Source organism: Paenarthrobacter sp. 10L420, from assembly GCF_056395385.1.
Map to the genome: position 1 here is coordinate 48,618 of NZ_JBFTJK010000006.1, position 22,905 is coordinate 71,522.

The window sequence follows — 22,905 nt, forward strand, 5'->3', positions numbered from 1 at the left end:
CGCCTGCCGGTAGGTTCAGGATCAGTTTCGCGTGACGTGAATCACAAATCCGATCTGACAGGGGTTTGGCCGTGGGTCTGAAAGAGCTGACACCGCAGGAGCGTTCCGATGCTTTGGATAAGGCTGCGAAGGCGCGTGCTGTGCGGGCCGCAGCCAAGGAGCGGCTCAAACGCGGTGAACTGAGCATCGCTGAGCTGATCTCTTCAGGCACTACGGATGAAGCCATTGCGCGGATGCGGGTGGTGGAGCTGTTGGAGGCCCTCCCAGGCATAGGACCTGTACGTGCGGCCGGGATCATGGCGGAGATAGGCATCGCCGGATCCCGGCGCATCAGGGGGTTGGGAATTCACCAGGCCCGGGCGCTGGTAGATTTTATGGACACCCAGCAAAGCGTTTGACGCATCTCCCCGAAGGAATCCGTGAGCAAGAAACCTGGACTGACTGTCCTCGCAGGCCCAACTGCTGTTGGCAAGGGAACCGTATCCACCTACATCAGGGACAACTATCCAGAGGTCTGGCTTTCCGTCTCCGCCACCACCCGCGCTGCGCGTCCAGGCGAGAAGGATGGGGTTCACTACTTCTTCAAGTCCGCCGAAGAGTTTGACTCGCTGGTAGCTGATGGCGAACTCCTGGAGTGGGCCGTGGTCCACGGCCAGAACCGGTACGGCACGCTCCGGAGTACCGTGAATGCTGCCATTGCGGAGGGAAAATCGGTACTGCTCGAGATCGATCTTCAGGGCGCACGCCAGGTAAAAGCGGCTGTGCCGGATGCCAAGTTCGTCTTCCTGGCACCGCCCAGCTGGGAAGAAATGGTGCGTCGGCTTGTGGGTCGCGGCACCGAAACTGCCGAGGAACAGCAGCGCAGGCTGGAAACCGCTAAACTGGAACTTGCTGCTGAACCGGAGTTTGACCACACCGTCATTAATGACGACGTTCGCCGGGCAGCGGACGAGCTTGTTTCACTCATGGGGCTAACCCCGCACGAGCGCTAAAAGCGCTTGCACTTGTCGGCCCGCTAGAATTTGGAGATTTCGTGTCCACGAACCTTGAAGGCATCATCAACCCGCCGATCGATTCGCTGCTTGAGGCTGCCGATTCCAAGTACGGCCTGGTAATCTTCGGCGCCAAGCGTGCCCGCCAGATCAACGCGTACTACGCCCAGCTGCACGAGGGCCTCTTCGAGTACGTCGGTCCCTTGGTAGACACCAAGCTGAATGAGAAGTCATTGTCGATCGCCCTCCGCGAGATCAACGAAGGCCTTCTGGTTTCCACGCCGATCGAGCCCGCAGAATAAAACAGACTGCCTGTTGACGGAGGTCACGTGCGCATAGTCCTCGGAGTCGGGGGAGGGATCGCAGCCTACAAGGTTGCATCGCTCCTCCGGCTTTTTACTGAAGCCGGTCACCACGTGACGGTGATCCCCACCGAAGCAGCAACCCGTTTCGTCGGTGTTGCTACGTGGGAGGCACTCTCCGGAAACCCGGTCAGCAACAGCGTCTTTGACGACGTCGAGAAGGTCAACCATGTCCGTCTGGGCCACGAGGCTGACTTGATTGTCGTCGCACCGGCCACTGCGGACCTCTTGGCAAAGGCAGCCACGGGCCAGGCCGGTGACCTCCTGACCAACACGCTCCTCATGGCTCACGGTCCAGTGCTGTTCGCTCCTGCGATGCATACGGAAATGTGGCAGCATGCTGCAACCCAGGCCAACGTGGAAACCTTGCGGAGTCGGGGTGTCACGGTCCTGGAGCCTGCCAGCGGCCGCCTGACCGGTGCCGATTCCGGCCCGGGCCGCCTGCCCGAACCTGAGGCCATTTTCACGGCCGCCATGGCGTTGGCTGAGGCCACCACGGAGGCGGATTCACCCAAGACCGTGCCGGCAGCACATGCTTCCCTCGCTGGCCGTACGGTGACGATTTCGGCAGGTGGTACCAGGGAAGCATTGGACCCGGTGCGTTTCCTGGGTAACCGTTCGTCAGGTAAACAGGGTGCGGCCCTGGCCGCGGCAGCGTTGGCTGCCGGTGCCACAGTGCGTTTCCTTGCCGCGCATATGGACGTCGAGCCACCCGCCGGCGTCGAGCTCGTCCGCGTTGACTCAGCCTTGGAACTGCGTGAGGCAGCGCTGAAAGCGGCGGTGGATTCCGACGTCGTAATTATGGCTGCGGCTGTAGCGGATTTCCGTCCCGCAGAGGTTTCGGACACCAAGATCAAAAAGGTCGACGGCGAGGACGCGCCGTTGGTGCGCCTGGTTCGAAACCCGGACATCCTGCATGAACTGGTCGAACGGCGCAACGCCGAGGGTGGCCAGCAGCTGATCGTAGGTTTTGCCGCCGAGACCGGTGATGCCCAAGGCGACGTTCTGGAGCATGCCACGGCGAAACTCAAGCGCAAGGGCTGCGACCTCCTGGTGGTCAACCACGTCGGGGTTGGCCGCGTCTTCGGCCAGGACGACAACTCCGTAGTGATCCTTTCCGGCCATGGTGCCGAACCGCAGTCGGCGTCCGGATCCAAGTCTGACGTCGCTGCGGCCGTTATTGATCGGGTAGGCGCCGAGTTGGCCAGGGTTTTTCCGGCTCCGTAACATCTACCGGCGGTAGCCTCCGCCCCCAATTCTTAGCAAAGGGACACACGGCAGATGCCGCCGCCCCGCAACACAGTAAGGTGGTCGAGTGACTTTACCGCTGCACCATGAACACCATGGCACCCCGTCCAAGCTCCGGCTCTTCACTTCAGAGTCGGTCACTGAAGGGCACCCGGACAAGATCTGCGATCAGATCAGCGATGCCATCCTGGATGGGCTCCTGGCTGCCGATCCTGAATCCCGCGTTGCCGTCGAGACCATGGCCACCACCGGCCTGGTCCACGTGGCCGGTGAGGTAACAACCGACGCTTACGTCGAGATACCGCAGATTGTCCGCGAGACCATTCTTGGCATTGGCTATGATTCTTCCGCCAACGGTTTCGACGGTGCCCGCTGTGGCGTCTCGGTGTCCATCGGGCAGCAGTCCAACGACATCGCCGGCGGCGTCTTCAACTCCCTTGAGGCACGTGAAGGCCGCCAGGAGGACGACTACGATCTCCAAGGTGCGGGCGATCAGGGCATCATGTTCGGCTACGCCAGCGATGAGACTGCGTCCTACATGCCGACGCCCATCTGGCTTGCCCACCGTTTGTCGGAGCGCCTCACCGAGGTCCGCAAGAGCGGCGAACTTGCGTACCTCCGTCCGGATGGCAAAACGCAGGTCACGGTAGGGTACGACGGCGACCGTCCGGTTTCGGTTGAAACGGTAGTGATTTCCAGTCAGCACGCCGAAGATGCGAGCCTGGACCAATTGCGCGCCGACCTCGCAAGCCACGTCATCGATCCCGTTCTGGCCGCATCCAACCTTGACATCTCCCATGTAGCCAACATCCTGAACCCTGCGGGCGCCTTCGTGATCGGCGGCCCGGTTGGCGATGCTGGTCTCACTGGTCGCAAGATTATTGTCGATACCTATGGCGGGTTCTCCCGGCATGGTGGAGGCGCCTTCTCCGGCAAGGACCCTTCCAAGGTAGATCGGTCGGCTGCCTACGCCATGCGCTGGGTTGCCAAGAACGTGGTAGCTGCAGGTCTGGCCAAGCGCGCGGAGATCCAGATTGCCTACGCCATTGGCCAGGCACGTCCGGTGGGAACGTACGTAGAGACCTTCGGCACGGAAACTGTTGACCCGGCCCGCATCGGTGAGGCCATCAACGAGCTCTTCGATCTCCGTCCCCGGGCCATCATCGACGCCTTGGACCTCAAGCGTCCCATTTACACCAAGACGGCGGCTCACGGCCACTTCGGCCGTGACGAGCCCGACTTCACGTGGGAGCGCCTGGACCGTGTGGCGGACCTGAAGGAATTCTTCAACGCCTGATCTCCCGCTTATCCGCCTGTGCCAGCGGCGTGTTTGTAACTTTGTCGGTGGCCCATGATTGGCTGGAGCCAGAGAGATGCCCGCAGTGGGTCGATCCCGCTGCGGGCATCCTTCGTTTCTTGCGTGGAAGGCCCGCGCAACTGAGTTGGAGGTGAAAGTTGTATGGCCGGACACGAAGCCCAGCCATCGCTGCTTCAACCTTCTTTGCTGCAAGGATTCCCGGATAAGTCCCCCGTCAGTGGACCTGCGCTGGCGGCTGAGAATCCGATAGCCCGCGTGGTGCTGGAATCCTCCCTGCCTCACTTGGACAGGCCCTTCGATTACAGCGTGCCCGCTGACCTCTCTGATTCTGCTGTTCCCGGAGTCCGCGTGAAAGTGAAGTTCAACGGCCGGGAGCTTAACGGCTTCGTGCTGGAACGCGTCGATACTTCGGATGCCGGCCACCCGCTGACCCCACTTCACAAAGTAATCTCCACACTGTCGGTCCTGACGCCCCACATCGCTGAGTTGGCTGGAACGGTAGCTGCGCGCTACGCCGGAACCTTGAGCGATGTCCTGCGTACTGCTGTTCCTCCTCGCGTTGCCAAAGTGGAGAAGGAGCTATTCTCCGGAGACGCAGCACGGGATTCGGAGCTTCCGTCAAATGTGCCAGACGCCCATGCCTGGGGTTCCTACTCCAACGGAGCACAGTACCTCCACCACCTGGCCAGTGGCGGATCGCCCAAGGCTGTCCTCACGGCGTTGCAGGGATTCGGCCCCGACGGGTGGCCTTCGCTGGTTGCCTCGGCTGTGGCGGCAGTCCGGGCTTCCGGCCGTGGTGCCGTGGTGGTCGTCCCCGATTACAGGGATCTCGAACAGCTGGAGGCGGCCCTCGCCAAAGTCCTGCCAGCGGGTGACGTCGCGCGGCTGACGGCTGACGACGGTCAAACTCCGCGCTACAGAAGTTTCCTCCGAATCCTGACTGGCGAAGCGCGTGTAGCCATCGGCACCAGATCCGCCGCTTATGCGCCTGTCCGGGAGTTGGGCCTCGTAGTCTGTTGGGACGACGGTGACGACCTCCACATCGATCAGCGGGCTCCCTATGCGCACACGCGCGAAGTGCTGCTCCTGCGGGCCGAGCAGGAGAACGCAGCCTGCCTGATGGCATCCCACAGCCGCAGCACTGAACTCCAGCGCCTGGTTGAAATGCAATGGGCTGTGCCGATCGAGGCGCCGCGAACGGTCATTCGCTCCACTGTTCCGCGCGTCCTGAACACAGCTGACAGCTTTGAGCAGGAACGTGATCCCCTGGCCCGGATTGCACGTTTGCCCGGAGCAGCATGGCGTGCGGCCAAGGAAGGCCTCGAACATGGCCCTGTGCTGGTGCAGGTTGCACGTGCTGGCTACGCGCCCTCTTTGGCTTGCGAGACGTGCCGGGAACTGGCCCGCTGCAACAACTGCCAAGGACCGCTGGCCATCTCCAGCAGTTCCGCCATGCCGCTTTGCCGCTGGTGTTCCACGCCGGCGCCGCAGTGGCGATGCAACCATTGCAACGGCACCCACCTGCGCCGTAGTGCGACAGGAGCTGTGCGAACGGCGGAGGAACTAGGGCGGGCTTTTCCTGGAAAAACGGTTATCACCTCGTCGGGGGAGAACATCAAGGCAACGGTGCCTGATGCTCCGGCATTGGTGGTTGCTACAGTTGGCGCCGAACCCGTGGCTCCCCAAGGGTACGCAGCGGCGTTGCTTCTGGATGGCAATTCATTGCTTCGCCGGGAAAACCTGCGGGCCGGTGAGGACACTGTTCGGCGGTGGTTCAACGCTGCGTCCCTGGTGAGACCCTCCAACCAAGGTGGCTTGGTCATCATCACGGCAGACGACACAACCGCTACCGGAGCCCTGCTGCGCTGGGACGCACCGGGCTACGCGTCGCGTGAACTGGCACTCCGGAAGGAACTCCAGCTTCCCCCGGCAGTGCGGGTAGCTTCAGTGACCGGGCCAAGGGCCGACGTCGCGCTTTTTTCCAGTACCTTCGAGGCAAGCGTCAAGCTGAAGTCCGGTACGAAGCTCCGCAGCGCCGGTCCGGCCCCACTTCAGCTGTTCTCCACTGGTGCCCAAGGCGCCGGAAGTGAGGCCGAGGCAGACGTCCGCACTCTGTATTTCATTCCCTATGCAGACGCCGCAGACGCTACCCGTGCCATGCGTGCCGTCAAGGCAGCGAATGCGGCAAAGCGCATAGCCGGCCCGGTTCAGCTGCGGCTGGACGGCGTGGACGTCTTGTAGCGCTTACGAAGTTCTACGACCTCCTCTGCCGCGGCCAGCAACTGCCGGGCGGATTCGTCCCAGTTGAAGTCTCCAGCACGTTCCACGGACCTGCGGGAACGTTCTTGCCACAATCTGTCATCGCCCAACGCCGTGACAGCCGCAGCGAACTCCGAGGGCGACTCGGGGTCAACATAACTGACCGCATCGGCGCCCACTTCCCTGAAAATCGGAATGTCGCTGGCGATAACAGGAGTTCCCAGTGACATCGCCTCCACCAGGGGCAAGCCATATCCCTCGGCCCGGGACAAGCTGATGAGTGCAGTCGCCCTGGTCAAAAGCCCTCCATATTCGGCGTCTGTTACACCGTTGTGGAACTGGACCTTGGCCCCGTGGGGGACCATGGCCTCAAGTTCCGCCCGACGCTGGGGAGTAATCCGGCTGAGCAAGTGCAGGGTGTAATCGGGCAGGCCTGCCATTCCCCGAATCATGGTTTCCACGTTCTTATACGGCATGAAAGAACCCATATACAGCAGGGTCTTATCCGCCCCGGCCGAAGGATCGCGGGGCGTCTGGCCGGGCTGTGGGGCATTGCCAACGATCCGCACGGGGCGCCGGGTCAAGGTGTACTTGGCCATCAAAGCCTCCGTGGTCCTGCTGATGGTGGCCACCACGTCGGCCCGGTTCAGCAGTACGCGCTGCGGCCAGAACGCCTTGTGGTACAGCCTCCACAGGAGGCGCACCGGAGCCGGAAGGAATCCCGGGGGAGCGGGGTGTTCGTAGTAGATGAGGTCGTGCAACGTAAGGATCAGGCCGTACTTCCGTCCCCAGGTTCCCATGGTCTGCATCGGGCACACCACCACATCCGCGCCCAAGGAGTTGACCTTGCCGGCAACAAACAGCTCACGAGGGGACAGCGGGCTGTTGACCATCACATAGGGCACGTCGGGAAGCAACGCGAGTTGGCGTTTGTCATTGATGAGCATGGTGACATCCGCAATTTTGGATGTTGCTGCAATGAGGCTTGAACCGTACCGGCTGATGCCATCGTGGTGGTCCGTCCTGGTGAAGCGGGCGTCGATGACAATTTTCACGCGGGGTGTTCCTCCAGGAAGGTGCGGATAGCTGCAGCCGCCGGGGCCGGCGTCTCGTAATGGATCAAATGCCCGACGTCGGGAATCACTTCCAAGGTGGCCTCTGGAAGGCGCTCCATCAGTTTGTGCTGGTTGGGCAAAGTGGCGATCTCGTCTTTTTCGCCGGCGATCAGCAGCACGGGGAGGCGCAACTCTCCCGCGACGTCAGCCACAGTGCCCGACACGGATGCCTTGAAGGATTCCAGCAAGCTCCGTCGATTGGCGAACGCGCTGAAGTAGGCGTCGTGCTGGCCATGGATGAAGCGGCGCAGGTTCTTGTCTTTGGTCTTGGCCATGGTGATACTCATGACCCGGACAATGGCGCGGTTGCGCAGGAGGGCAAGTCCAAGGCGCCTTGGAAGCTTGGCGGACACCTGGTAGTAAAACACTGCGAGCTTGGTCATGATCCCCTTGGGACCCTCCAAAGCGGGTGCAGCGATGGGGTTGATCAGGATCAATGGATAAATGGCGCCGGGATTCCGGGCCGCAAAATGACTCGCGACGATGGAGCCAAACGAGTGGCCCAGCAGCACGGTCTTGGGACCCAGGCCCAGCGCGGCCATGAAGCCGGAGATGAAATGGCCGTAACGCTCAACCGAGTGTTCGTCGTCACGGAAAGGATCTGAACTGCCAAACGCAGGGAGGTCCGGCATGATAATCCGCATGTCCGGAAGCAGGTCCGCTACACGGAGTAATCCATGGTGATCACCCCTGAAACCGTGAATGACCAAAATCGTGCGGGTATCCTGCGTGGGTTTGACGGGTTCGTATGTCCAATAAGCTACTTTGCTGCCATCGACGTCCACGTCGGAGGCGACGGTACGTCCCGGCAGGGACTTGCTGAAGAACTCAATCGGCGCATCTGCACCTTCAGGGGTGTGCGCGGTGTCCACTTTTTCCATTCGGCCGTTCCTAATTCACGTTGTCCGGGTGCGAGCCCGTGCGGTGGTGGCGTTCAAGCGCGGCCATGCCGTCCATGTCTGCTGCCTCCAGCTCGAAGTCGAAAACAGCAAAGTTCTCTTTGATCCGACCAGCGGAGCTGGCTTTCGGAATCACGAGGTTCCCAAGCTGGAGATGCCACCGGATGATGATCTGGGCGGGGGTCCTGCCGTACTTTTCGGCCAAGTCCACGATCGCGGGGTCGGCCAGGACCTGTCCACGGCCCAATGGACTCCATGCTTCGGTTCGGATCCCGAGTTGTTCGTGCAGCGTCCGCAGCCTGGCCTGCTGAAGCCAAGGGTGCAACTCGATCTGATTAACGGCTGGGACCACTTCGGCTTTCTGCATGAGTTCTTCCAAGTGCCCGGGCTGGAAATTCGAAACTCCTATGGCCCGCACTTTGCCTTCCCTGTAAAGGGTTTCCATGGCTTTATACGTCTCTACGAAGAGGCCTCGGCCGGCACATGGCCAGTGGATGAGGTAAAGGTCCACGTAGTCCAATCCGAGGTTGGCCATGGATGAATCGAAAGCGCGAAGCGTGGAGTCGTAGCCGTGGTCGTCATTCCAGACCTTGGTGGTGACAAAGACGTCTTCACGGGTCAGGGCGTGCACTGATTCTCCCGAACCACCCGTGCCGAGGTTTGCCTCGTTGGCGTCGCCGATTGCACCACCGATCGCACGGCCTACGCCTACCTCATTGCGATACATGGCCGCGGTATCGAACCGCCGATAGCCTTCGCCGAGGGCGGTGCTCACCAAAGCCTCAGCTTCTTTTGGCGGCACCTTATAGAGTCCGATTCCCAAGCGGTCCATCATCACGCCATTGTTCAGGGTCAGCCGGGCCGGGAATCTCATATCAACGACTCTACCCATTCCGCGGCGGAATGCCTCAGGACTGGCCATTGAAACTCACCAAGCGGCGCGCAGAGGCTTCATCAAGGATGAGGTCCGTGGCAAGTCCGGCTGCCAAGGCGCCCTGCAGGCCGTTGATTTTGGAGGCGCCGGAAACGACGCAAATCCGGCGCCGTACCTGCCGCAATTGTTCATGGCTTGGACCGGTGGACCGTTCGTTCAGCGTAATGCCGTCAGATGATCCATCACTGCGGAAGAAGACCGTGGCGACGTCGCCCACCACGTCGTCGGCAGCCAACATGTTGAGGTCTCGTTCGTCGAGGTAGCCGCCAGCGTACACATGGCTCGGATAGTCCGAATCAACGGATCCAACACCGAAAATAGCGATGCTCATGCGCGCCTGCAGATCCAGGATGCGTTGAACGCTGCGCTCATTCCACATGGCCGTCTTGGTCGCTGCGTGATCAAAAAACGCGGGCACCGGAAATTGTTCCACCCGCGCTCCATAGGCGCTGCCAAAGCGCCGCATGATGTCGCTCGCATAGGTGATGCCGGTTGTTTGCATGTTCCCGGCGCCGTTGAGTTGGACAACGATGGTGTCGTGCGTGACCTTCCTGGTCAGGTGCCGGCTCACAGCGCTTAGCGTTGCACCCCAGGCAATGCCAATGATGGCATTGGAATCCACCAGGGGTCCTATGGTCCGCGCTGCCTGCATGGCAACGCGGTCCAGCGTCTCCGCCTCGTTCAAGGTGTCCAGCACCGGCACCACGTGGACGTCCACTTTGAATTTGTCGCGAATCTGGCTCTCCAACTCGGGAGCGGTGTCAAACGGGCTGCGGATCTGGACCTGGACCAGACCTGTTTCCCGGGCGGAAGACAACAGCCTGGAGACGGTGGAGCGAGAGGTCCTGAGCTCCCGCGCGATCGCGTCCATGGTCAGGTCCTGCAGGTAATACATTTGTGCGGCCCGGAGGGCATCCGAGTGACGTGAGCGTCCCATCTCATTTCCTTCCTGCACGTTTGTGCAAATAGCTTGACTCCATTTTCCACCTTCGCCAGATTAGTGGTGAAAGGTGCAGCGAACGTAACGCCGCGCACAAACCAAGCCCAAGGGAGCAGTTTTGGGACACAACAGGATTTCGGGTACCTCCTCTGATGCGCATCGGCGTGAATCTGTAACCGCCTTGCGGGAGCGACCTTCGGCGAAAGTACTCATCATCGGTGGCGGTATCAACGGCGTAGGAACCTTCCGGGACCTCGCCCTGCAGGGCATTGACGTCGCGCTCGTGGAGCGTGGGGACTACTGCCAAGGAGCCAGCGGTGCATCGTCGCACATGATCCATGGCGGCATTCGATACCTGGAGAACGGTGAGTTCCGCCTTGTTCAGGAATCAGTCGTGGAGCGCAACCGTCTCCTTCGGATCGCCCCGCACTACGTCAAGCCGCTGCAGACCACCATTCCTATCTTCAGCACCTTCTCGGGAATCCTGTCCGCGCCCATGCGCTTCCTCACCCACAAGCAGGGCAAACCGAACGAACGCGGCGCCTTCCTCATCAAGCTCGGCTTGAGCATGTACGATTTCTTCTCCCGTGACGGCGGCAGCGTCCCCCGGCACCAGTTCCGCGGCAAGGACAAGGCTTTGGCGGAGCTACCCAAGCTGCACCCGGGAATCAAATACGCGGCAACCTACTTTGACGCGTCGGTCCACAACCCTGAGCGGCTCACCCTGGACGTGCTTCAGGATGGCGAGAAGGCCGGGCGCGGCGGTGGCCTCCCTGGCGGGACGGCCCGCGCCAGCAACTACGTCTCACTGGTTTCCATGGGCACCGATGGAGTGCGGCTCCGCGACGAACTGACCGGCAAGGAATTCGATTTCCAGGCCGACGTCATCGTCAACACCACAGGTGCATGGGTGGACCTCACCAACCAAGCCATGGGAGCCGCCAGCCAGTTCATGGGCGGCACCAAGGGCTCGCACATCGTGCTGGACCACCCTGAACTGCTGGCCGCCTGCAACGGCCGGGAGATCTTCTTCGAACACACCGACGGCCGTATCGTCCTTATTTACCCCATGGGGGACAGGGTGTTGGTCGGCACCACGGACGTCGACGCCGACATGTCAGAGGACGCCGTCTGTACAGAATCCGAAATCGACTACTTCTTCGAGCTGATCGGCCACGTCTTCCCGAGCATCACAGTGGATCGTGGCCAGATCGTGTACAGCTTCGCTGGGGTCCGCCCCCTGCCGCGTCACGACGCCACCCAGCCGGGATTCGTCTCAAGGGACTACAGGATCGAACGCAGCGTCCGCTCCGGCGAAGGTGCCCTGACGACGCCAGGCGGTAAGGCCGCCGTCGTACTCAGCTTGGTGGGTGGCAAATGGACCACCTTCCGGGCGCTTGCCGAACACATGACCAACGACGTCCTGCGCGAACTGGGTCAGGAACGGAAAGTTTCGACGGCGAAACTCGCCATCGGTGGCGGCGCCGGCTTCCCTGCAACGGAACAAGGCGAACAGGAGTGGATCAAGAAGCACATGGGGCCGGGCTTGGACGCCGATCGCGTGGCTGGGCTCCTGACCCGGTATGGAACGCGGGCAGAGGCGGTCATCGATTACCTCAACGCCGGACACGACTCGCCCCTTCGTTCCACCCGGGAACTCAGTGTTCGCGAGTTGGCCTTCATGGCTGAGCACGAGCAGATCGGGCACCTCGTGGATGTACTCATCCGACGGACGTCCCTGGCGTTCCGGGGGCTTGTGACCGGCGAGTTGCTGAACGAGATTGCTGCAGCATTGGCCGAACCGCTCGGGTGGGATGCCGCTGTCCGTGAGGCTGAAATCCGCCACGCCCAAGACGTGCTGCGTCGATTCCACAAGGTTGACGTCCACAGTCTCGTAGCCTGAGGACGACTGCACAAAATGCTGACCGTCCACCTTCTCAGAGGGGACGGAAAACGGGGTAGGTGAGCCCCTCGGGGCCCACTACACCGGGGTGGTTGCGGAAAACGGAACCGTCCCAACAGCCTTTTCAACCCGCGAGGAGGCTGACAACAGAAAAATGAGGAGTCAAAGATGTCTCTTGGAATAGTTTTCCTTTCCGAAGTATTCGGAACCATGATGCTGACCCTGTTGGGTTGTGGCGTCGTGGCCAACGTTGCGCTCAAAGGCACCAAGGGCAACAACGGTGGATTCTTGATGGTGACGTGGGGCTGGGGTATTGCGGTCTTCGCGGGCGTTTTCGTGGCCGCAAAGTCCGGTGCGCACCTGAACCCCGCTGTCACCTTGGGCCTGCTTGTGAAGGGAAGCAAGGAATACGCGCCCGATGTCAGCGTGGACTTCGCGTCCACATTGACGTACTTCGGCGGCGAACTGCTCGGTGCATTCCTGGGCGCCGTTGTTTGCTGGCTCGCTTACAAGCAGCACTTTGATGAGGAGCCGCTGGCAGCCAACAAACTGGGAACGTTCTCCACCGGTCCTGCCATCCGGTCAACCCCGTGGAACCTCATCACCGAAATCATTGGCACGTTCGTCCTGGTCTTCGTCATCCTGACTTTCGGCGGCACCCCCTCGGGCCTTGGGCCGTTGGCTGTGGCGCTGCTCGTGGTCGGTATCGGCGTCTCCATCGGTGGACCGACCGGTTACGCCATCAACCCGGCACGTGACCTGGGTCCCCGCATCGCACACGCCATCCTCCCCATCAAGGGGAAGGGCTCCAGCGACTGGGCCTACTCCTGGATCCCGGTCGTCGGGCCCCTTGTTGGCGGTACCCTTGCCGGCCTCGTGGGCCTCTGGGTGCCGGCCATTATGCCCTCAGTCGCTGGCTGATTCCTGGACACGCTGTCCTGAACAAATCACTCACACTCATCCGCATACCGTATAAAACCACTGAGACAAGGACGTCACCATGAATCAATACGTCATCGCCATCGACCAGGGCACCACCAGCTCCCGAGCCATCGTCTTTGACCACACGGGCAATATTGTGTCAACGGGACAGATGGAACACGAGCAGATCTTCCCGCAGGCAGGCTGGGTTGAGCACAACCCCGCCGAGATCTGGAACAACACCCGCGAGGTCATTGCCTCCGCCCTGTCCAAGGCGAACCTGACACGGCACGACATCGCCGCCGTCGGTATTACCAACCAGCGCGAAACCGCAGTGGTCTGGGACAAGAACACGGGCGAGGCCGTTTACAACGCCATCGTCTGGCAGGACACGCGCACCCAGCCGATTGTGGACGAGCTTGCCAAGGATGGTGGACCTGAACGGTTCAAACAGAAGGTTGGCCTCCCGCTGGCTACCTACTTCTCAGGCACCAAGATCAAATGGATCCTGGACAACGTCGACGGCGCCCGCGAACGCGCCGAAGCCGGTGACCTGTTGTTTGGAAACACCGACGCCTGGGTTCTCTGGAACCTGACTGGTGGAGTCGACGGCGGCGTGCACGTCACCGATGTCACCAACGCGTCGCGCACCCTGTTCATGGACCTTGAGACGCTGCAATGGGACCAGGAAATCCTTGATGTCTTCGGCGTCCCGGCCTCCATGATGCCCGCCATCAAGTCCTCCTCCGAGGTCTACGGACACGTCCACACCTCCCAGTTGCTCCGGGAAACTCCGGTGGCCGGCATCCTCGGCGATCAGCAGGCGGCAACGTTCGGCCAGGCAGCATTCCAGGCCGGCGAAGCGAAAAACACCTACGGCACCGGCTGCTTCCTGATCTTCAACACGGGCGAAGAGATCGTCCACTCGAAGAACGGCCTGCTCACCACTCTGGGATACAAGCTGGGCGACAACAAGCCGCACTACGCACTTGAAGGCTCCATCGCCGTCACCGGCTCATTGATCCAGTGGCTTCGTGACAACCTCGGCATGATCAGTTCCGCTCCGGAGGTCGAAGACCTGGCAGCCGCAGTGCAGGACAACGGAGGCGTCTACATCGTCCCGGCTTTCTCCGGCCTGTTCGCTCCGTACTGGAGGGCTGACGCGCGTGGCGCCATTGTGGGGCTCACCCGCTTCGCCAACAAGGGCCACATTGCCCGTGCTGCCCTCGAGGCAACTGCTTTCCAGACCCGCGAAGTACTGGACGCCGTCAACGCGGACTCCGGGGTTCCCCTCACCGAACTGAAGGTCGACGGCGGAATGGTCGCCAACGAGGCACTCATGCAGTTCCAGGCCGACATCCTCGGTGTACCCGTAGTCCGCCCGAAAGTGGTTGAAACCACGGCACTGGGCGCTGCGTACGCCGCCGGCCTGGCTGTTGGATTCTGGAAGGACCTCGGTGAACTCAGTGCCAACTGGGGCGAGGACAAGCGCTGGGAACCGCAGCTGCCTGCCGAAGAGCAGGAGCGGCAGTTGCGGCTTTGGAAGAAGGCCGTAACCAAATCCATGGATTGGGTCGACGAAGACGTTAAGTAAGCATCACTCGACAGAGGTTCCGGGGACTCCCGCCCGCCCGCTTCGCGGTGCCCACCACACCATGGCGGGGAGTCCCCGGAACCTCTCTCGGCATACGGACGTCTTGCGCCCAGTCCATGGGTTTGGTGCGGTAAGGTGTCTGTATGCGTGCGATCCTTCTGCTTAGCTAGCCGCCCGGCCATCAACTGCCGAGCGGCCGCCCCTCCATTGTCGAGGGGCTTTTGTGTGTCCGGGGCTTACCGGAGCGCAGCAGGAGGCAAAACCGCCATCGAAGAACAGAAGAGGGCAGCAGTGAGCGTTCAGCCGGAGACAGAGACCGGAACAGCACAGACAGCCGCAGCTGGAGCGCCTGAAGAAGGCGTCTACAGCTTCGCCGCGATGGAAGCCAAGTGGCCGCAGGTCTGGGAAGACCTCAAGGTGTTCACCCCGCTTGACGACGGTTCGCGGGAGCGTCGCTACGTGCTGGACATGTTTCCCTACCCCTCCGGTGACCTTCACATGGGCCATGCCGAGGCCTTTGCCATGGGCGATGTCGTCGCGCGCTATCTGCGCCAGAAGGGCTTCGACGTCCTGCACCCCATCGGCTGGGACTCTTTTGGCCTACCTGCTGAGAACGCGGCGATCAAGCGCAACGCCCATCCCAGCGAGTGGACCTACGCCAACATCGATACCCAGGCAGCTTCATTCAAGCGCTACGCCATTTCGGCTGACTGGTCCCGGCGCCTGCACACGTCCGATCCCGAGTACTACCGTTGGACCCAGTGGCTGTTCAAGCGCTTCTACGAGCGTGGCTTGGCGTACCGCAAGGACTCGCCCGTTAACTGGTGTCCCAAAGACCTCACCGTCCTCGCGAACGAGCAAGTCGTTAACGGTGCCTGCGAACGCTGTGGCACTCCCGTCACCAAGAAGTCGCTGAACCAGTGGTACTTCAAGATCACCGACTACGCCGACCGCCTGCTCGAGGACATGGACCAGTTGCAGGGCCATTGGCCCGAGCGCGTGCTGGCCATGCAGCGGAACTGGATTGGCCGCTCCGAGGGTGCCCATGTCCGCTTTGTCATTGAAGCTACCCAGGACAGGGCCGAGCGCGAAGTCACAGTCTTCACCACGCGTCCGGACACCCTCTACGGCGCGACCTTCTTCGTTGTTGCTGCCGATGCACATTTGGCCCTTGACCTCGTCACTCCCGAGCATCATGACGAACTCATGGCATACCGGGAAAAGGTCAAGGCCCTCTCCGAGATCGAGCGCCAGTCCACGGAACGCGAGAAGACCGGTGTGTTTACCGGGCGCTACGCGATCAATCCGCTCAACGGTGAGAAGCTCCCTGTGTGGGCAGCCGACTACGTTCTGGCCGACTACGGCACCGGAGCCATCATGGCCGTTCCCGCGCACGACCAGCGTGACCTCGATTTCGCCAAGGCTTTCGGCCTGCCCGTTCGCGCCGTGCTGGATACCGGCGATGAAGACCCCGCCGAGACCGGGGTTGCCACCGCGGGAGAAGGAACGCTCAAGAACTCAGGCGACCTGGATGGCCTGCCCAAGTCCGAAGCCATCCCGGCTGCCATCGGCATCCTGGAGAAGCTGGGAACCGGCGAAAAGTTCGTGAACTTCCGCCTGCGTGACTGGCTGTTGAGCCGCCAGCGTTTCTGGGGTACGCCCATTCCGATCATCCACTGTGCCGAATGTGGTGAAGTGCCCGTCCCGGACGACCAACTCCCCGTGAAGCTGCCCGAGAACCTGCGTGGTGAGGCGCTGGCACCGAAGGGAACCTCCCCGCTGGCTGCCGCCGTCGAATGGGTCAACGTGGAGTGCCCCAACTGTGGCCGCGCAGCCCAGCGCGATACCGACACCATGGACACTTTCGTGGATTCGTCGTGGTACTTCCTGCGTTTCGTTTCGCCGGACTACACCGAAGGTCCCTTTGATCCCGAAAAGATCAACAACTGGATGCCCGTCGGCCAATACGTGGGCGGCGTCGAGCATGCGATCCTGCACCTGCTCTATGCCCGCTTCTTCACCAAGGTCATCAAGGACATCGGCCTGATCGAGGCAAGCGAGCCCTTTAGCGCGCTCCTCAACCAGGGCCAGGTCCTCAACGGTGGCAAAGCGATGAGCAAGTCGCTCGGCAACGGCGTGGACCTTGGCGAGCAGTTGGACAAGTTCGGCGTGGACGCCGTACGCCTGACCATGGTCTTCGCCTCCCCGCCGGAGGACGACGTCGACTGGGCTGACGTTTCGCCGTCCGGCTCGGCGAAGTTCCTGGCCCGTGCCTGGCGCCTCGGCCAGGACGTCAGCAGCGAGCCCGGCGTCGATCCTGCCACCGGCGACCGCGCCCTGCGAACTGTCACCCACAAGACGATCGCGGATGCGGCTGAACTGCTGGACAACAACAAGTTCAATGTCGTGGTGGCACGCCTCATGGAGTTGGTCAACGCGACGCGAAAGACCATCGACTCCGGAGCAGGCGGAGCAGATCCCGCCGTGCGTGAGGCCGTCGAGGCCGTTGCAGTGATCCTGAGCCTTTTCGCTCCCTACACGGCAGAGGATCTCTGGAACACGCTGGGACATCCTGCCTCAGTGGCCAATGCCGGCTGGCCGAAACACGACGACGCCCTGCTCGTGCAGGACACCGTCACCGCCGTTGTCCAGGTACAGGGGAAGGTCCGCGACCGGTTGGAAGTATCGCCGGACATCAGCGAGGACGAACTCCGCGAACTCGCACTCTCGTCCGAAAATGTTCAGCGCGCCATGGATGGCCGTGGCATCCGCACCGTGATCGTCCGGGCGCCTAAACTGGTGAACATCGTCCCCGCCTAAACGAGGCACTTAACAAGGCATCAGGGACTTTACGGCCGCCGGCATTGTGCCGGCGGCCGGTCACCTTTGTTGGAGGTTGCGTGCCCGAGCGAGAACCACCTGCCTGGATATGGCTCAAGGAACGGCTGTCCCGCCTCCGGCAGCCCGCGCTCCCGGTTCCAGTCGCCGATGAGGCCCTTCCCGCTGTCGTAAAGACTGCTGTAGTAACAGATTCTGCAGCTGCCCTGCCGGCTGACTGGGTTGCAGCATTTGCTGCGGACGGCCGTCTGGCCGTCGTTCCCATGCCTGTCATGGTGGGAAGCGAGATCTATGGTGAGGGCGAAGACGATATCACCGAGACGTTGGCCCTTGCCTTGGCATCGGGTGCATCAGTGAAGACGTCCCGCCCCTCGCCCGGTCAGTTTGAACAGGCATATCGCGCCGCTCAAAGTCGCGGCTTTGAAGCGGTAGTGTCGATCCATATTTCCTCTGAACTGTCAGGAACCGCCGATGCTGCGCGCTTGGCTGCAGCCCGGGTTGATATCCCTGTGGAGGTGCTCGACTCCCGCACCGTCGGCATGGCACAAGGCATGGGTGTGCAGAGCGCGGTAGTGGCAGCGGCCGCTGGCCAGTCCGCAGCTGAAGTTCGTGCTTTCGCGGAGAAGCGCATGGAGCGAACCAAGGTTTATTTCTACGTTCCCAGCCTTGAGCAGCTGAGGCGCGGGGGACGCATTGGAGCGGCAGCATCGCTGCTGGGGACAGTGCTGGCCATCAAGCCAATACTCGCGGTCGACGGCGGCAGGATCGTTCCGTTGGAAAAGGTCCGTTCCGCTGTCCGGGCCGTTGCCCGGCTCGAGGAGATTGTAGCCGCTGATGTTGCTTCAAGACCTGCTGGTCAGCAACGATTGGCGGTTCATCATTTTGGTAACCAGTCAGAGGCCGAAGCGTTGGCAGAACGGCTGAGCGATAAATGCCCGGACTGTCCACCCGCGCAAATCAGCGCCCTGCCGGCAGTCCTCGCTGCGCACGCGGGTTTGGGCGTTCTGGCGGTCATCGTGGGGGAGAGCAGTACGCCCGCGTGAGCTTATCCACATAGGCAAAGAGCTCCGCTGAGTTCCCATCGCGTCGGTCGTAGGCTCGAATCATGCCACGCTGGAATCGGGATGGATCCCCAGACGCCGCAGCGCTGGCAGCCAGGCGACGCTTTGCCTCTGGACTGAACTCTCCAGAGGGTCCCGCTCCCTTGCTTTCCATCCCTCCGTTGGGCCAGGCCGTTCCGGACAAAGTGACTACCGATCTCCTCCATGGTCAAGAGACGATGACGGTGCGGACTCGGTGGCGAACGTCGTGGAGGGTAGCAGTTGCCGTTTTCGTTGTTGGTGCAGCATGCGCAGCCTGGTTCCTTATTCAGGCGACTACGGGCCAGCCCACTATGGAGCCCTTGAGTCAGTCGGTATCGGCCGGAACAGTGCCCGAGGGTGGGGAGCCTGAATCGACTCGATCAGCGAGGCCGCCACAAGACATGAAGATGCTGTTGGTCCACGTCGCCGGGGCAGTGCAGAAACCCGGTGTCGTTTCGCTTCCCGAAGGAAGCCGGGTCTTTCAGGCGATCGATGCTGCGGGCGGTGCAACTGCCAGCGCTGACCTAAATGGTCTCAACCTCGCAGAAGTAGTCACAGATGGGGCAAAGATCCATGTTCCTGCCGCGGGGGAGGCGTCAGGGGGAGGGACGTCTCAGGAAACCGGACCCGCGAACGGCGCAGGTGGGCCAGCGGAAACCAAGGCAAGCCCGGGAACCGGAGGCACAAAGGTCAACATCAACACTGCCTCCGTGGAAGAGCTCGGGACACTGCCCAGGGTGGGTCCGGTGACTGCCCAGCGCATCGTGGATTGGCGCAAAGAGCACGGTGCGTTTGCCTCAGTGGATGAGTTGGATGCCATTGACGGCATCGGGCCCAAGCTTATGGAGTCGCTCAAGGATTTGGTGACGGTGCAGGGTGGTTGAGGATTCAGAACGCGATCGCTTGCTGAGGCGTCTGGATCTCCGGTTGGTTCCTGCCGTGCTTCTCACGTGGGTCGCTGCACTGGCTGGCAGTGTTCTCACAGCCGCGTGGTCGGCGACTGTTGGCGTAGTCCTTGCCGCTGCCGCCACCGCCTTGCTGTTTCATTCGCGTCTGCGGGCAACCGGGGCCTCACGTGCCAGGACAGTTCCGGCTACTCTCGCCTTGGCCTGTGTACTTGGTGCTGTGGCGGCTGGGCATTGTGCTTTGGCTGCCGGAAAGCGGGACCAAGGTCCCCTCGGGGCCGTCGTCGACGCCGACGCCGGTGTGGTCATCCAGGTCCGGGTCACAGGCAGCCCTTCTGCTGTACCGCAGCCCGGGCATTCCGGCAATACCCGATGGTCCGTTCCGGCGAACCTGGTCAGCCTTACCACCGAAGGGAACGTAATTCGCGGTTCTGCCTCTCTTATCGTCATTGGTGACGATGCGTGGCAGGACATACGCCCGGGACAGCGTGTGCGAACAACTGGCACACTCAAGGAAGTTCGGCCCGGACAATCAGAAGCGGCGATTCTCACAGCCTCCACCAAACCGGTTGTGTTGGGCTCCGCCTTCGACCTGCAAGACTCGGCCGCCAAGCTGCGCGAGCAGTTACGCGATGCCGCAAGTTGGTTGCCTCCCGATGCTGCGGGGCTGCTGCCAGGCATGGTGACCGGTGATACCAGCGCTCTTCCGGAGAGCCTGGAAGCGGACATGAAAACGACCGGAATGGTGCATTTGACCGCGGTCAGTGGCGCGAATTGCAGCCTCATTTTGGGCGGCTTCATCCTGCTTGCGAGATGCCTCAGACTGGCGCGTCCTCCCGCCGCCGCCTTTGCGGGATGTGGCCTTGGTGCCTTCGTAGTCTTGGTGGGACCGGAGCCCAGTGTCCTGCGGGCAGCCGTGATGGGATTTGTCGGGATGGCTGCGTTGACAGGCGGGTTGCGGGGAACACCGCTAACTTTCCTATGCCTGGCTACCGTTGTGCTTCTTTTGCTGGATCCCACGCTTGCCAGCAACTTTGGCTTCCTCCTCTCCGTCCTGGCTACGCTTGGCATCGTGCTGCTTGCCAGCCGTATTGCGTCGTGGTTTCCTGGCACCATTCCCAAATGGTTGGCTGTGGGCGTGTCGGTTCCGCTATCCGCGCAGGTGCTGTGTGGACCGGTCATCGCGGCACTCCAACCGCAGTTCTCGCCGTATGCACTCATTGCAAACGTGATCGCTGGTCCGCTTGTGGCTCCCATAACGATTCTGGGGACTCTTTCCGTGCCGCTCTCCGCGATCCATCCCTTGGCAGCGGCGATTCCGATCGCGCTGGCGGGTGGCTGTGCCAGTGGAGTGGCGGGCATAGCGCGGTTCTTTGCCGGATTACCGGGCGCGGCGCTTCCCTGGGCAGAAGGACCGGCAGGCATCGTTGCCATGTCCATCTCTTCGGTGGTTACCGTACTCGTCGTCTGGACAGCCCTGCATCCTGGCGGCGTGCTTCTGCGGATGAGGGTCCTTCATCACCGGGTGATGGTTGTGTTGGAGCGGCTGGACAACATCGCACGGAGGAAGTAGCGCGCATCATGGATTTCCTGATGCCGCCGCTTGTGGTCCGCTACTTGATGAGTGCCGCTGCTTGATCCATGAGCGCACCTGCAGCGGCGGCACCCGTTGCATCAGCGTTCTGCCCTGACGCTGTAGCGGTAATCAACACTCCGTCCTTCACGGCGTAAGCGATAAACGTGGACTGCGCCCTGCCATCGGGCAGGCTGATGGCTGTCTTGTACGCCGCGGCGTCAGGCACAGAGCTGACGCCCTCCACCGGCTTCGTTGTCATGGTCATTGATTGCCCCGCCATGGAGAGTGTGATGTTCTCGCAGGCTGCTGCTTGGGACTTGTTGTTCTGGACCGTATTGCGCAGTGCGTCTGCGCCCAAACCAGAGGTCAGGGTTACACCCGTCATCACGCCACCGGCAGTGTCAACTGATGCCCCTCCTGCCGTTGTGGATCCGGCAATGGTCTCCGATGAGCCGAGGGCGCCAAGTGCCTTGCATTCCGCGGGCTCAACGGTCATCAAGGCCAGTAGTTCCTTCATCGGGTTCTCCTGGCTGGACAGTTCCTCGCCGGAGACCGTGGTCAGGCTGGTGCCATCAGCCGCCTTGATCTGCTTGACCAAATCCAGTAGTTCCCCGTTGCTGTACTGTTTCGCCTGTGCTGCCTTCTCACTGGGCTGAGCGGAAGCTGTGTCCGGCGATGTTCCAAGGTCTGAGCATGCACCCAGCGCCATTCCAACGAGTGCCACGACCCCGAGGCCCAGCAGCGATTTCTTGTACATCGGTATCCCCTTACAGGTGCCTGTGGCAGATTTCTTGCTGCCCGCTAACACACACCTAGTAGGAAGATTGTTCGAATCGTGCCGCAGGCGGAGGGAAGATCCACACAGCAGCCAGGTGTTCGATGTTGGGAAGAGTCCGACCGCAACAGCAGTGGCACCACGGCCGCGAAGGCATGGCAGACTTGAAGTCTGCAAAAAATCCGCCGGAAGGAACCATCTGTGGCTGCTGCCCAAAACACCCGGGCCAAGAGCGTCGCTGCGAACAACGTCAGCTGGCGGGACGCGACCCCGGCCGCCGTGGTGCTGATCACGGGCCCGGAGGAGTACCTCGGTATCCGGGCCATGGACCGCATCAGATCCCAAGTGCGGACGGCAACTCCGGATGTTGAACTCAGCAGGCTGAACGCTGGCTCCTACGAGGCCGGGTCATTGGCGATGACCGTGACCCCGTCTCTGTTCGGCGAGGGAAAGCTCATTGAAGTTGAGGGCCTGGAAGCCATGAATGATGCGTTCCTGGCCGACTCTTTGTCGTACTTGGCCCGTCCCGAACAGGATGTGGTTTTGGTGCTGCGCCATGCCGGTGGTGTTCGCGGGAAGAAACTGCTTGACGCAGTGAAATCGGCTGGATGGCCTGCGATCGATTGCCAGCCTCTTAAGAAGGACGCGGACAAAACTGCGTTTGTTGTCTCGGAATTCAAAGCCGCTGGTCGCCGGATTGATGGCGAAGCTGTCCAGGCCCTGGTCAATGCAGTGGGAGCCAATCTGTCCGAGCTCGCGGCCGCTTGCAACCAGCTAATTGCTGACGCGACGACAGCCGTGGATGCAGCAACCGTGGAACGTTACTACGGCGGACGCGTCGAGGCCACGGCATTCAAGGTGGCCGATGCCGCGATGGCGGGCAACGGGCCAGTGGCTTTGTCCACCTTGCGGCATGCCCTGTCTACCGGGGTTGATCCTGTTCCCTTGGTGGCCGCGCTTGCAGCAAAACTGCGCACTCTGGCCAAAGTTGCCGGAGCCCAAGGATCCTCGGCCCACATCGCGAAAAGCTTGGGCATGCAGCCTTGGCTCGTCGAGCAGGCGCAGCGGGACGTGCGCCGCTGGACCCCCGAGGGCCTCATCCGCTCTATCCAAGTTGTCGCCGAGGCCGACGCCCAAGTCAAAGGCCTGTCCCGCGATCCTGTGTATGCCGTGGAACACGCGGTAACCGTTATCGCTACCTCCGCGCGGCGGGGTTAAATCCAGCGGCGGGGTTAAACCCAAAA

General features: G+C 61.7%; 19 protein-coding genes. 14 read left to right on the forward strand and 5 right to left on the reverse strand.

The window, feature by feature from the left end:
- The first annotated feature begins 71 nt into the window (after positions 1–71).
- The 6 genes from mihF to AC1DD5_RS11110 all read left to right on the forward strand — a co-directional run bounded on the left by mihF (position 72) and on the right by AC1DD5_RS11110 (position 6,161).
- Positions 72–398: an integration host factor, actinobacterial type gene (gene mihF / locus AC1DD5_RS11085; RefSeq protein ID WP_477519446.1), complete on the forward strand. Its 327-nt coding sequence runs from the start codon at positions 72–74 to the stop codon at positions 396–398.
- Positions 399–419: 21 nt separating this feature from the next.
- Positions 420–992 carry a guanylate kinase gene (gene gmk, locus AC1DD5_RS11090; RefSeq protein WP_442017748.1) on the forward strand — a complete coding sequence of 191 codons (573 nt, stop codon included), beginning with the start codon at positions 420–422 and terminating at the stop codon, positions 990–992.
- 41 nt (positions 993–1,033) lie between these two features.
- Complete coding sequence (gene rpoZ / locus AC1DD5_RS11095; protein WP_017197559.1) at positions 1,034–1,294, forward strand: DNA-directed RNA polymerase subunit omega; 261 nt, start codon at positions 1,034–1,036, stop codon at positions 1,292–1,294.
- Between the two features lie 27 nt (positions 1,295–1,321).
- Complete coding sequence (gene coaBC, locus AC1DD5_RS11100) at positions 1,322–2,581, forward strand: bifunctional phosphopantothenoylcysteine decarboxylase/phosphopantothenate--cysteine ligase CoaBC (RefSeq protein ID WP_477521468.1); 1,260 nt, start codon at positions 1,322–1,324, stop codon at positions 2,579–2,581.
- Between the two features lie 88 nt (positions 2,582–2,669).
- Complete coding sequence (gene metK / locus AC1DD5_RS11105) at positions 2,670–3,899, forward strand: methionine adenosyltransferase (protein ID WP_477521469.1); 1,230 nt, start codon at positions 2,670–2,672, stop codon at positions 3,897–3,899.
- 162 nt (positions 3,900–4,061) lie between these two features.
- The gene (locus AC1DD5_RS11110; RefSeq protein ID WP_477521470.1) at positions 4,062–6,161 is read left to right on the forward strand and encodes a primosomal protein N'; all 2,100 of its coding nucleotides are present in this window, start codon (positions 4,062–4,064) and stop codon (positions 6,159–6,161) included.
- On the opposite strand, the gene AC1DD5_RS11115 is transcribed toward AC1DD5_RS11110, so the two are convergent.
- From AC1DD5_RS11115 to AC1DD5_RS11130, 4 genes are read right to left on the reverse strand one after another with little or no spacing between them, the layout of a single operon-like run.
- Positions 6,128–7,234, reverse strand: coding sequence for a glycosyltransferase family 4 protein (locus AC1DD5_RS11115; RefSeq protein WP_477521471.1), 1,107 nt, complete (start codon positions 7,232–7,234; stop codon positions 6,128–6,130). The two genes, AC1DD5_RS11110 and AC1DD5_RS11115, sit on opposite strands and share 34 nt — an antisense overlap.
- On the reverse strand, positions 7,231–8,175 hold the full coding sequence (locus tag AC1DD5_RS11120) for an alpha/beta fold hydrolase (RefSeq protein WP_477521472.1): 945 nt from the start codon (positions 8,173–8,175) through the stop codon (positions 7,231–7,233). Before AC1DD5_RS11120 ends, AC1DD5_RS11115 begins: the two co-directional genes overlap by 4 nt.
- Before the next feature lie 10 nt (positions 8,176–8,185).
- Positions 8,186–9,067 carry an aldo/keto reductase gene (locus AC1DD5_RS11125; RefSeq protein WP_477521473.1) on the reverse strand — a complete coding sequence of 294 codons (882 nt, stop codon included), beginning with the start codon at positions 9,065–9,067 and terminating at the stop codon, positions 8,186–8,188.
- 34 nt (positions 9,068–9,101) lie between these two features.
- Positions 9,102–10,064 (reverse strand): sugar-binding transcriptional regulator, encoded by a 963-nt coding sequence (locus AC1DD5_RS11130; RefSeq protein WP_442005687.1) that lies wholly within the window; start codon positions 10,062–10,064, stop codon positions 9,102–9,104.
- Positions 10,065–10,185: 121 nt separating this feature from the next.
- Here AC1DD5_RS11130 and AC1DD5_RS11135 point away from each other — a divergent pair, with 121 nt between their 5' ends.
- From AC1DD5_RS11135 to AC1DD5_RS11165, 7 genes are all read left to right on the forward strand, one after another.
- Positions 10,186–11,970, forward strand: a complete 1,785-nt coding sequence (locus tag AC1DD5_RS11135; RefSeq protein WP_477521474.1) for a glycerol-3-phosphate dehydrogenase/oxidase — start codon at positions 10,186–10,188, stop codon at positions 11,968–11,970.
- 168 nt (positions 11,971–12,138) lie between these two features.
- Complete coding sequence (locus AC1DD5_RS11140) at positions 12,139–12,891, forward strand: MIP/aquaporin family protein (RefSeq protein ID WP_442005685.1); 753 nt, start codon at positions 12,139–12,141, stop codon at positions 12,889–12,891.
- Between the two features lie 79 nt (positions 12,892–12,970).
- Complete coding sequence (gene glpK, locus AC1DD5_RS11145) at positions 12,971–14,485, forward strand: glycerol kinase GlpK (RefSeq protein ID WP_442017756.1); 1,515 nt, start codon at positions 12,971–12,973, stop codon at positions 14,483–14,485.
- Positions 14,486–14,776: 291 nt separating this feature from the next.
- Entirely contained in the window at positions 14,777–17,305 is a 2,529-nt protein-coding gene (gene leuS / locus AC1DD5_RS11150; RefSeq protein WP_477521593.1) for a leucine--tRNA ligase, read from the forward strand.
- A gap of 80 nt (positions 17,306–17,385) precedes the next feature.
- Positions 17,386–18,366 carry a DegV family protein gene (locus AC1DD5_RS11155; protein ID WP_477521475.1) on the forward strand — a complete coding sequence of 327 codons (981 nt, stop codon included), beginning with the start codon at positions 17,386–17,388 and terminating at the stop codon, positions 18,364–18,366.
- A gap of 62 nt (positions 18,367–18,428) precedes the next feature.
- A complete protein-coding gene (locus AC1DD5_RS11160) occupies positions 18,429–19,289 on the forward strand; it encodes a helix-hairpin-helix domain-containing protein (protein ID WP_477521476.1) in 861 nt (286 codons plus the stop codon).
- Entirely contained in the window at positions 19,282–20,883 is a 1,602-nt protein-coding gene (locus AC1DD5_RS11165) for a ComEC/Rec2 family competence protein (protein ID WP_477521477.1), read from the forward strand. The genes AC1DD5_RS11160 and AC1DD5_RS11165 overlap by 8 nt, the downstream gene beginning before the upstream one ends.
- 40 nt (positions 20,884–20,923) lie before the next feature.
- Here AC1DD5_RS11165 and AC1DD5_RS11170 read toward each other — a convergent pair whose 3' ends face one another.
- Entirely contained in the window at positions 20,924–21,643 is a 720-nt protein-coding gene (locus AC1DD5_RS11170) for a hypothetical protein (protein WP_477521478.1), read from the reverse strand.
- Between the two features lie 219 nt (positions 21,644–21,862).
- Between AC1DD5_RS11170 and holA the strand changes: the two genes are divergently transcribed.
- On the forward strand, positions 21,863–22,879 hold the full coding sequence (holA, locus tag AC1DD5_RS11175) for a DNA polymerase III subunit delta (RefSeq protein ID WP_477521479.1): 1,017 nt from the start codon (positions 21,863–21,865) through the stop codon (positions 22,877–22,879).
- Positions 22,880–22,905: the final 26 nt, after the last annotated feature.